General features: G+C 71.8%; 10 protein-coding genes and 1 tRNA gene. 1 reads left to right on the top strand and 10 read right to left on the bottom strand.

What is annotated here, in order from left to right; all coding sequences use genetic code 11:
* From VGP36_25405 to VGP36_25365, 9 genes are all read right to left on the bottom strand, one after another.
* Window positions 1-1,997: DNA-directed RNA polymerase subunit beta (locus tag VGP36_25405; GenBank protein HEV7658050.1), on the bottom strand; the 1,997-nt coding region annotated here is incomplete at its 3' end.
* A 715-nt stretch (window positions 1,998-2,712) separates the two neighbouring features.
* A complete protein-coding gene (rplL, locus tag VGP36_25400; protein HEV7658049.1) occupies window positions 2,713-3,102 on the bottom strand; it encodes a 50S ribosomal protein L7/L12 in 390 nt (129 codons plus the stop codon).
* A 21-nt stretch (window positions 3,103-3,123) separates the two neighbouring features.
* On the bottom strand, window positions 3,124-3,687 hold the full coding sequence (gene rplJ, locus VGP36_25395; GenBank protein ID HEV7658048.1) for a 50S ribosomal protein L10: 564 nt from the start codon (window positions 3,685-3,687) through the stop codon (window positions 3,124-3,126).
* A 253-nt stretch (window positions 3,688-3,940) separates the two neighbouring features.
* Complete coding sequence (locus VGP36_25390) at window positions 3,941-5,074, bottom strand: CapA family protein (protein HEV7658047.1); 1,134 nt, start codon at window positions 5,072-5,074, stop codon at window positions 3,941-3,943.
* A gap of 190 nt (window positions 5,075-5,264) precedes the next feature.
* Window positions 5,265-5,981, bottom strand: coding sequence for a 50S ribosomal protein L1 (rplA, locus tag VGP36_25385; protein HEV7658046.1), 717 nt, complete (start codon window positions 5,979-5,981; stop codon window positions 5,265-5,267).
* A gap of 76 nt (window positions 5,982-6,057) precedes the next feature.
* Window positions 6,058-6,489, bottom strand: a complete 432-nt coding sequence (gene rplK / locus VGP36_25380; GenBank protein ID HEV7658045.1) for a 50S ribosomal protein L11 — start codon at window positions 6,487-6,489, stop codon at window positions 6,058-6,060.
* A 13-nt stretch (window positions 6,490-6,502) separates the two neighbouring features.
* Window positions 6,503-7,237 carry a transcription termination/antitermination protein NusG gene (gene nusG, locus VGP36_25375; protein HEV7658044.1) on the bottom strand — a complete coding sequence of 245 codons (735 nt, stop codon included), beginning with the start codon at window positions 7,235-7,237 and terminating at the stop codon, window positions 6,503-6,505.
* 138 nt (window positions 7,238-7,375) lie between these two features.
* Window positions 7,376-7,639, bottom strand: a complete 264-nt coding sequence (gene secE, locus VGP36_25370) for a preprotein translocase subunit SecE (protein ID HEV7658043.1) — start codon at window positions 7,637-7,639, stop codon at window positions 7,376-7,378.
* A gap of 58 nt (window positions 7,640-7,697) precedes the next feature.
* Window positions 7,698-7,770, bottom strand: a tRNA-Trp gene (locus VGP36_25365).
* A gap of 134 nt (window positions 7,771-7,904) precedes the next feature.
* Here VGP36_25365 and VGP36_25360 point away from each other — a divergent pair.
* On the top strand, window positions 7,905-9,107 hold the full coding sequence (locus tag VGP36_25360) for a pyridoxal phosphate-dependent aminotransferase (protein HEV7658042.1): 1,203 nt from the start codon (window positions 7,905-7,907) through the stop codon (window positions 9,105-9,107).
* On the opposite strand, the gene VGP36_25355 is transcribed toward VGP36_25360, so the two are convergent.
* Window positions 9,104-10,528, bottom strand: coding sequence for a M1 family aminopeptidase (locus VGP36_25355; protein HEV7658041.1), 1,425 nt, complete (start codon window positions 10,526-10,528; stop codon window positions 9,104-9,106). The genes VGP36_25360 and VGP36_25355 overlap by 4 nt on opposite strands.
* Window positions 10,529-10,532: the final 4 nt, after the last annotated feature.

Raw genomic sequence — 10,532 nt, 5'->3', positions numbered from 1 at the left:
TCGTCGACCAGGACCTTCTGGTTGATGCAGGTGCCCTGGTTGGAGCGGCGGAACTTGTGCAGCCGGTAGGTCTGGCGGGTGCCGTCGTCGGCCATGACCGTGCAGTAGTCGGCGGAGAGGTCCTCCACCACGCCGGCCTTCTCCGCGATGATCACGTCACCGGCGTCGACCGCGGCCCGCAGCTCCATCCCGGTGCCGACCAGCGGCGCCTCGGAACGCAGCAGCGGCACGGACTGCCGCTGCATGTTCGCGCCCATGAGCGCGCGGTTCGCGTCGTCGTGCTCGAGGAACGGGATCATCGCGGTCGCGACCGACACCATCTGCCGCGGCGAGACGTCCATGTACTCGATCTCGGACGGCGGGATGTAGTCGACCTCGCCGTCCTTGCGGCGGACCAGCACCCGCGTCTCGGTCAGGTTGCCCCGGGCGTCGAGCACCGCGTTCGCCTGCGCGATGACGAACCGGTCCTCCTCGTCGGCGGTCAGGTAGTCGATCTCGTCGGTCACCCGGCCGTCGGTCACCCGGCGGTACGGCGTCTCGACGAAGCCGAACGCGTTGATCCGCCCGTACGACGCGAGCGAGCCGATCAGGCCGATGTTCGGACCCTCGGGGGTCTCGATCGGGCACATCCGGCCGTAGTGGCTGGGGTGCACGTCGCGGACCTCGAAGCCGGCCCGCTCCCGGGACAGACCACCCGGACCCAGCGCGGACAGCCGGCGCTTGTGCGTCAGCCCGGCCAGCGGGTTGGTCTGGTCCATGAACTGCGAGAGCTGGCTGGTGCCGAAGAACTCCTTGATGGAGGCGACGACCGGCCGGATGTTGATCAGCGTCTGCGGCGTGATCGCCTCGACGTCCTGGGTCGTCATCCGCTCGCGGACGACGCGCTCCATGCGGGACAGGCCGACCCGGATCTGGTTCTGGATCAGCTCGCCGACCGTGCGCAGTCGCCGGTTGCCGAAGTGGTCGATGTCGTCGACACCGACGTCCTCGGCCCCCGCGTGCAGCTTCACCACGTACTCGATCGTGGCGACGATGTCGTCCTCGGTCAGCACGCCCTGGTTGACCGGCAGGCCGACGCCCAGCTTCTTGTTGACCTTGTAGCGGCCGACCTTGGCCAGGTCGTACCGCTTCTGGTTGAAGAAGAGGTTGTCCAGCAGGGTCTGGGCCGACTCGCGCGTGGGCGGCTCGCCCGGGCGCAGCTTGCGGTAGATGTCGAGCAGCGCCTCGTCCTGGGTCTGGATGTGGTCCTTCTCCAGGGTGGCCAGCAGCGTCTCGGACCACTCGAACCGCTCGCGGATGCGATCCGCGTTCCAGCCGAGGGCCTTGAGCAGCACGGTGACCGGCTGCCGGCGCTTGCGGTCGATCCGGACGCCGACGGTGTCGCGCTTGTCGACGTCGAACTCCAGCCAGGCACCCCGGCTGGGGATGACCTTGCAGCTGTAGACGTCCTTGTCGGAGGTCTTGTCGAGGTTGCGGTCGAAGTACACACCCGGCGAGCGCACCAGCTGGGAGACGACGACGCGCTCGGTGCCGTTGATGATGAAGGTGCCCTTGACGGTCATCATCGGGAAGTCACCCATGAAGACCGTCTGGCTCTTGATCTCGCCGGTGGTGTTGTTGATGAACTCCGCCGTGACGAACAGCGGAGCCGCGTACGTCATGTCCTTGTCCTTGCACTCCTCCTCGGAGGCCTTCACATCCTCGAATCGAGGATTGGAGAAGGACAGCGACATCGAGCCGGAGAAGTCCTCGATCGGCGAGATCTCGCCGAGAATCTCATCCAGGCCCGAACGCGGGTCCGTCTCGTCTGCCACCCGGGCGCGCCACTTGTCGTTGCCGACCAGCCAGTCGAAGGAGTCGGTCTGCAGGGCGAGCAGATTGGGAACCTCGAGAGGCTCCCGGATCTTGGCGAAGGAGATCCGGTTCGGAGAGCCGGGGATCCTCTTGCGCTCGGGGAGGGTGGTCGTGCCAGTGTCAGAGCGAGAGACTGCCAAGATGCGTCCTTCCAAGGACAGGCGCCGTCAGTGCGCGCGCAGCCTCGGACGTCCTGGACTCGGCCCGGGCAGGAGCCCTGAAGTCGAGTGGAACGTCAGAGGGCAGCGCAAACTAGCAGTGTAGGCTAAACGCACACTGCTGTCGAGGCCGCCGCCCTTCTCTTGACGTCCACTTCGTGCGTCAGCCTGACTCGCCGGGCGCGAGACGTCAAGAGCGTGCCGTGCGGCGTGTCCCGCGGGCTTCCGGCCGACCCCGCACGAGGGACCATAAGCCCAGCTCAGCGAGGTAGTTACCGACCGCTACCGGGCCCGTTTTCCCGGCTTCGCCCGGGCGTTGCGGCCCGTTTCGCCGGTTCGGTACGCGGTGTGCCCGCCCGGTGACGGGATCTTGGCCCCGGTCCCGAGCCACCCGACCGGGTGACCGGCTGGGCGGGCAGTCGGGGAGCGTGGGTCGGGCCACGCCCCCGACCGCCCGGCTCGGGCGGCGGGGCCGGGCCGTCCCTCACGGCCCGGATCCCGCGGCAGGGGGAGGCCGGTGCCCGCACCGCGCCACCCCGTCGGCGCGGTAGGGGCACCGGGCCACCACCCCCGCGTCCCCGTCGACGACGGCGTCCGAGAGTGGTTACGGAGCGGGACAGAAAACCTTTCGGACGGTCGCCGGGCACACGACTGCCCCGCCCGGCGGACCGGACGGGGCAGTCGTGGTGGACCAGCTGGACTACTTGAGCGTGACGGTCGCGCCCGCGCCCTCGAGCTGAGCCTTCGCCTTCTCGGCGGTCTCCTTGTTGGCCTTCTCGACCACCGGCTTCGGCGCACCGTCGACCAGGTCCTTGGCCTCCTTCAGGCCCAGGCTGGTCAGCGCGCGCACCTCCTTGATGACCTGGATCTTCTTCTCACCCGCGGCCTCGAGGATGACGTCGAACTCCTCCTGCTCCTCGACCACCGGAGCGTCGGCGGTCGCGCCGCCGCCACCGACCGGGCCGGCCATGACCGGGGCGGCCGCGGTGACGCCGAAGGTCTCCTCGAACTGCGACACGAACTCGGACAGCTCGAGCAGCGTCATCTCCTTGAACGCGTCGAGCAGGTCGTCAGTGCTCATCTTCGCCATGTCGGCGGGTCCTCTCTCTACTTACTCGGTCGCCGAGACGGCGGTGTCGGGGGCGGGTGCCTCGGTCTCGTCGGCACCCTTCTTCTCCTGCAGGGCGGCGGCGAGCCGCGCGACCTGCGACAGCGGGGCCTGGAACAGGGCGGCCGCCTTGGACAGCGAGCCGTTCATGGCGCCGGCCAGCTTGGCCAGCAGCACCTCGCGCGGCTCGACGTCGGCCAGCTGCCGCACCTCGGCCGGGGTGAGCGACTTGCCGTCGAGCACACCGCCCTTGATGACGAGCAGCGGGTTCGTGCGCGAGAAGTCGCGCAGGCCCTTGGCCGCCTCGACCGGGTCACCCTTGATGAAGGCGATCGCGGTCGGGCCGGTGAGCAGCTCGTCCGTGACCGGGAACCCGGCCTCGGCCGCGGCCCGCTTGGTCAGCGTGTTCTTCACGACCGCGTACGTCGTGTCACTGCCGAGCGAGCGGCGCAGCTGCGTCATCTGCGCCATCGTGAGCCCGCGGTATTCGGTGAGCACCGCCGCCGACGAGTCCTGGAACCGCTCGGTGATCTCTGCGACCGCCGCGGTCTTCTCCTGGTTCGCCACGTGCCTCCTCTCTCGTACTCGGGCCGGTATCCGGGCCCTTGTCACGAGAGACGCCCCGGCGCAGGGCGCACGGGGCGGGACGCGGCGCGAGCCGCGGCGACACCGTCCATCCTGCGCGGGTCGCCCGTCTCGCGACGGGGCCTTCGGCTGGCGAGCCAGCGGCCGGCGGTCATCGGTAGGAACTTCGGACACGACTGTACCTTGTCTCGCACCATGCCTCGCCCGCGGTGCATCGCCGCCGGACCGGCGCAGGTCAAGCGGGTGGGCGGAGGGATCCGTTCGGGTCGATGCGCACCGCGGTGCGGCCGAAGTCCTCGCGGGACAGGCGGGCGACGAGGGCGATCGCGGTGCGGGCCGGGTCGGTCTCGGCGTACCCGGGTGGGACCTGGTGGGTGGCGTGCAGGACGCCGCCGGCCCAGCTGCCGTCGGCCCGGATCGTGAGCTGCAGGATCGCGGTGGTGGCGGTGACGCCGGCCGTGGACAGCGCGCGGTAGCCGACCAGGTTGCCGGCCGAGTACGCGACCGGGCGGCCGCCGACCACCTCGGCCCCGCGGACCACGTGCGGCCCGGCGCCGAGGACCGCGTCCGCCCCGGCCGCGACCGCGATCCGGGCGAACGCCCGCAGGTCGCCGCGGTCCTCGCCGAACGCGGTCTCCCGGCCGGTCGGCACGTGCAGCGCGCCGGAGCCCTCGGCCCCGCCGTGGAAGACCACCACGACGATGTCGGCCTGCGCCGCGGCCCGGGCCACGAGCGCCCGTTCCGCGGCGGGGTCGTTCAGCGGGGCGGCCCACCCGTACGGGGCGAAGCCGACGACGGCCACCCGGACGCCGCGTACGGTCCGGACCGCGACCTCGGCCGGGCCGCCGGTGGTCGCCATCCCGGCCGCCCGCACCACCTGCCGGGTCTGCGCCAGCCCGGCCTCGCCGTGGTCGTGGGCGTGGTTGTTGGCCAGGCTGAGCACGTCGTAGCCGGCCCGGGCGAACAGCGACGCGTACGCCGGCGGGGCCCGGAAGGCGACGCAGTCGGTCCGGCCGGGCCGGCACTTCGAGTCGCCGGCGTGGTCGGTCAGCGTGCCCTCGAGGTTGCCGATCATGACGTCCGGCGCGCGGGTCAGCGGGGTCACGCCGGCCAGCAGCCGGGCCGGATCGGGCGGCAGGCCGGAGTCGACGCTGGCCGGGACGGCGTCGCCGGACCAGCCGATCGTCACCGCCGTCTGCTCCGACGGCACGGCCGTCCGCGACGGCGCGGCGGACTGCGAGGGCGCGGCAGTCGAGGGCGGGGCCGTGGTGGTCGGGACCGGGCTCGGCGCCGCCGCCGACCCGCCGGAACACCCGGCCGCGAACAGCACGATCGCGACCCAGGCCGGACCACCCCCGCGGCGTCTCACCCCCGCGAGCCTAGAGCCCGGTCCAGACCCGGGAACGGACGGCACCTCCGGTCCGCCGGGACGAGTACGGCAGCCCCGATCCCGGGACCGGGAACGGGAGCTACAGCTCCCGGTCCCGTGGGGACCGGGAACGACAGCGCCCCCGGTCCGTCGGGACCGGGGGCGCTGGGTGCGCTGGGTGCGCTGCTGACTAGCCGGCCTGCTCCTCGACGAGCAGGTTGCGGATCGCGTTCGGGTCGACCGGGATGCCCGGGCCCATGGTGGTGGCGAAGGTGACCTTCCGCAGGTACTTGCCCTTGGACGCGGACGGCTTGGCCCGCTGGACCTCGTCGAGGGCGGCGGCGTAGTTCTCCACCAGCTTCTCGACCGGGAAGCTCGCCTTGCCGATCACCAGGTGCAGGTTGGACTGCTTGTCCACCTTGAACGTGATCTTGCCGCCCTTGATGTCGGCGATGGCCTTGGCCACGTCCATCGTGACGGTGCCGGTCTTCGGGTTCGGCATCAGGCCGCGGGGGCCGAGGATGCGCGCGATCCGGCCGACCTTGGACATCTGGTCCGGCGTGGCGATGGCCGCGTCGAAGTCCAGGAAGCCCTCCTGCACCCGCGCGATGAGGTCCTCCGCGCCGACCACGTCCGCGCCGGCGGCCTCGGCCTCGGCGGCCTTCGGACCGGACGCGAAGACGATCACCCGGGCGGTCTTGCCGGTGCCGTGCGGCAGGTTGACCGTGCCGCGGACCATCTGGTCGGCCTTGCGGGGGTCGACGCCCAGCCGCATCGCGACCTCGACGGTCGCGTCGTACTTGGTGGTCGAGGTCTCCCGGGCCAGCCGGGCCGCCTCGAGCGGGGCGTAGAGCTTGGTCTTGTCGACCTGCTCCGCCGCCTTCGTGTATGCCTTGCCGTGCTTCACGTGCGCTCTCTTCCTGTGGTCAGAGCGAGCCGGCCGTGCCGGCCCTCCCACGTACTGCTGTCTGCCCGTACAACGTTCAGTCGTTGACGGTGATGCCCATCGACCGGGCGGTGCCGGCGATGATCCGCTCGGCGTGGTCCAGGTCGTTGGCGTTGAGGTCGGGCAGCTTCGTCTGCGCGATCTCGCGGACCTGGGCCCGGCTGACCGAGGCGACCTTGGTCTTGTGCGGCTCGCCCGAGCCCTTCTCCACCCCGGCCGCCGCGAGCAGCAGGCGCGCCGCCGGCGGGGTCTTGGTGACGAAGGTGAACGAGCGGTCCTCGTACACGGAGATCTCGACCGGGACGACCTGGCCGCGCTGCGACTCGGTCGCCGCGTTGTACTGCTTGCAGAACTCCATGATGTTCACGCCGTGCTGGCCCAGCGCGGGGCCGACCGGCGGCGCCGGCGTCGCGACACCGGCCTTGATCTGCAGCTTGATGACTGCAGTGAGCTTCCTCTTCGGGGGCACGTAGTTCTCTCTTCTAGATCTTGGAAACCTGGCTGAAGGACAGCTCGACGGGCGTCTCCCGCCCGAAGATCGAGACCAGCACCTTGACCTTCTGCGCGTCGGCACTGATCTCGCTGATCGTTGCGGGGAGGGTGGCGAACGGGCCGTCCATGACGGTGACCGACTCGCCCACCTCGAAGTCGACGACCCGGATCTGCGGCCGGGCCTCCTTCTTCTCGGTGGCCGGCACGAGGATCTTGACGACCTCGTCCACCGTCAGCGGCGACGGCCGCGAGGTGGCGCCGACGAAGCCGGTGACGCCGGGGGTGTTGCGCACCGCGCCCCAGGACTCGTCGTTGAGGTCCATCCGCACCAGGATGTAGCCCGGGAAGACCTTGCGCAGGATCTGCTGGCGCTTGCCGTTCTTGACCTCGGTGACCTCTTCGGTCGGCACCTCGACCTGGAAGATGTAGTCCTCCATGTCGAGGGAGGCGATGCGGCTCTCCAGGTTGGTCTTCACCTTGTTCTCGTAGCCCGCGTACGAGTGGACGACGTACCAGTCGCCGATCGAGGTGCGCAGCGCACGCCGCAGCTCCTCGGCCGGGTCCTCGTCCTCTTCCTCGACCCCGGCGGTCGCGCCGTCAGCGGCCTCGTCGACCACCGGCTCGGCGGTCAGGGCGCCGTCGGCGGGCTCGGCGTCGAGCGGAATCTCGTCTCCCGTGGCGTCGGTCGCCGCGGGGTCGCCGGCGTCGATGTCCGCAGCGGGCAGGGCCGCCTCGGGATCCTCGAGCCGATCGTCCTCCGCGGGGAGGCCGGTCTCGTCCAACTGGGACACGCGGTAACTCACTTTCCGTTCGGGCAGGCCCACGTCGGGGCCGGGTCAACTGCTGCGGGTGACGCCGGGGCGTCAGCCGAACACGTACGTGACGAGCTTGCCGAAGCCGATGTCCAGACCCGTCACCAGCGCACACATGACCGAGACGAACACGATCACGACCGCGGTGTAGGTCACCAGCTCCTTGCGCGTCGGCCAGATGACCTTGGCGAGCTCGGCGACCACCTCACGGAAGAACCGGGACAGCCGAGCGACCGGGCCGCCACGGCGCGTGGTCGTCCGCGACGATCTCGGCGGCCTGGCGTCGGAGGCGTCCGTCCGGGTGGAGCTGCTCACGAGGGTCTCCTCGGTCGACGTACGTGCTGACCGGCGGCGCGGGTGGCACCACCGAGCGCAGGGGCGACAGGACTTGAACCTGCAACAACCGGTTTTGGAGACCGGGACTCTTCCAATTGAGCTACGCCCCTCCGGACGACCGCTCCTGCCCATGCTGGCGCAGGGGCCTGTCACCCCAGGTCGGCGAGTCTACGCGTTGTTCCGCCCGGGCTCAAAGTCGCGGGGGACGGGCGGGCCGCTGACCACGTTCTGCGATTATGACTACATGGGAGCACGGGTTTCGGACCGTATCGGGGCCATCACGGAGTCGGCGACGCTGGCCGTGGATGCCAAGGCCAAGGCACTGAAGGCGGCGGGCCGCCCGGTCATCGGTTTCGGCGCCGGTGAGCCGGACTTCCCGACGCCGGCTGCCATCGTCGAGGCCGCGGCCGCGGCCTGCCGGGATCCGCGGAACCACCGCTACACACCCACGGCCGGCCTGCCCGAGCTGCGCGAGGCGGTCGCGGCCAAGACCGCGCGCGACTCCGGCTTCGAGGTCCCGGCCGCCCGGGTGCTCATCACCAACGGGGGCAAGCAGGCCGTCTACCAGACCTTCGCCACGCTGCTGGACCCGGGCGACGAGGTCCTGCTGCCCGCGCCGTACTGGACGACGTACCCGGAGGCGATCAGGCTGGCCGGCGGGGTGGCCGTGCCGGTGCCGGCCGACGAGACCACGGACTACCAGGTCACCGTCGAGCAGCTGGAGCGGGCCCGGACCCCGCGGACGAAGGTGCTGCTGTTCTGCTCGCCGTCCAACCCGACCGGCTCGGTGAGCTCGCCGGCGCTGGTCGAGGCGATCGGCCGCTGGGCCGTCGAGCACGGCGTCTGGGTCGTCACCGACGAGATCTACGAGCACCTGACGTACGGGGACGCGCAGCACGTCTCGATGCCGACCGTGGTGCCCGAGCTGGCCGACCGGTGCGTGGTGCTCAACGGGGTGGCCAAGACGTACGCGATGACCGGCTGGCGGGTCGGCTGGATGATCGGCCCGGCCGACGTGATCAAGGCCGCGGCCAACCTGCAGTCCCACCTGACCAGCAACGTCGCCAACGTCTCGCAGCGGGCGGCGCTGGCCGCGGTCAGCGGCGACCTCACCGCCGTGCACGAGATGCGGGCGGCCTTCGACCGGCGCCGGGAGACGATCGTGCGGATGCTGCGCGAGGTGCCCGGGGTCGAGTGCCCGGAGCCGCTGGGTGCGTTCTACGCGTACCCGTCGGTGCGCGGGCTGCTGGACCGGGAGCTGCGCGGCCGGACCCCGCGGACCAGCGCCGAGCTGGCCGACCTGATCCTGGACGAGGCCGAGGTCGCGGTGGTGCCGGGCGAGGCCTTCGGCGCCCCGGGCTACTTCCGGATGTCGTACGCGCTGGGCGACGACGACCTGGCCGAGGGCGTGACCCGGATCCAGAAGCTGGCCGCCGAGGCCCGCTAGGGCAGGGCGCCGGCGGCGCGCAGCACCTTCAGCGACGCCGGCAGCCCCGCCAGCGCCGTGGCCAGGTCGCCCGGCTCGGCGATCCGCCAGGCGTTGGCGTTGACGTAGCAGCGCAGGGCGGCGTCGAACTTCGCCGCCGGGCCGGCCGTGCGGGCGGCGAGCAGGGCCGCGCCGCCCTTCCCGTACGTCGTCGAGTAGTAGCTGGCCTCGTCCGAGCCGTAGTGGGTGGTCGAGTCGCCGACCCGGCCCGGCAGCCGCAGGCCGCCCTGGGAGCCGCCGCCGCCCGGGCCGTCGATCTCGGCCTCGGCGAAGGTCGCGAACGCCTCGTCCAGCCAGGGATCGCGGGCCTGGGAGTTGCCGACCATCGCGTAGAACCACTGGTGCGCGAGCTCGTGCACGGCGACCGTACGGCTGTCGTCGAGCATGAGGATCGAGCCCGGGTACTCGATGCCGCCGCCACCGATCGGCAGCCGGGCCAGGTTGATCACCGGGAACGGCGGCGGCCCGAACCGGTCCGACAGCTCCCGGACGCCGCGCTCGGCCTCGTTCAGCAGCGCCGCCGGGCTGGTCGCGGGCGGGGTCCCGACCAGCACGGTCGTGCCGCCGACGGTCCCCTTCGCGGTCCGGAACGGGCCGACCGCGACGCTGACGTCCCGGGCCCGGTCGGCCACCGCGTGCCAGCGCCGGCGGCCGTTCCCCGCGTCGGCCGGGTCGTCCTGGGTGCCGCTGGACAGCACCGTGTACTTCGCGGGCGCGGTCACGGTCAGGTCGACGTTCGCGGCCTCGCTGGTGGCGCTCTCGGCCGTGAACTCCAGCATCGGCTCCTCGTGCCAGCCGACGCCGCGCTCCCAGGCCAGCAGCGGCGCGCCGCTGCCCCACCAGGCGTAGTCGGTGACCCGGCCGAACCGGTCGAACGCGCCGTCCCCGAGGGTGAGCGTGAACTCGAGGTGCGCGGTGGTCCGCCGGCCGGCCGGCACCTCACCGGACAGCGGCAGGATCAGCAGGCCGCCCTGGGTGCCGGCGGTGACACCGGCCCGCTCGAACCGGAACGGCGCGCCGCCCGGGGTCGCGGTCGCCGCGGTGACCTGGATCCTGTTGCCCTGCCGGACCGACGGGTCGGTGTTCGGGGTGAGCCGGAAGACCAGCTCGCGGACCGGCAGGTCCGGGGTGAACGTGACGTCCTCGCGGCCGGTCACCGTGCGCAGGTCGTCGGCCAGGTCGAAGTTCAGGGTGATCTTCGGCCGGTCCGGGTCCGGGGCCGCGTACGAGCTCGGGCAGGAGTCGGCGGCGCTCCCCGAGGACGGGGCCGGGGCGCTGGAGCGGGCGTCGATGAACGCACCGGAGGAACCCGTGCAGCCGGCCGCGAGCGCGGCGGCGACGGCCAGCACGGCACCGCGGCGGCGCAGGAGAGCAGGGTTCATCGCC

The sequence above is a fragment of the Mycobacteriales bacterium genome (genome assembly GCA_035995165.1).
Lineage (GTDB): Bacteria > Actinomycetota > Actinomycetes > Mycobacteriales > CADCTP01 > CADCTP01.
Note: the sequence above shows the minus strand (reverse complement) of the source record. Positions and strands in the feature narration are given on the sequence as shown.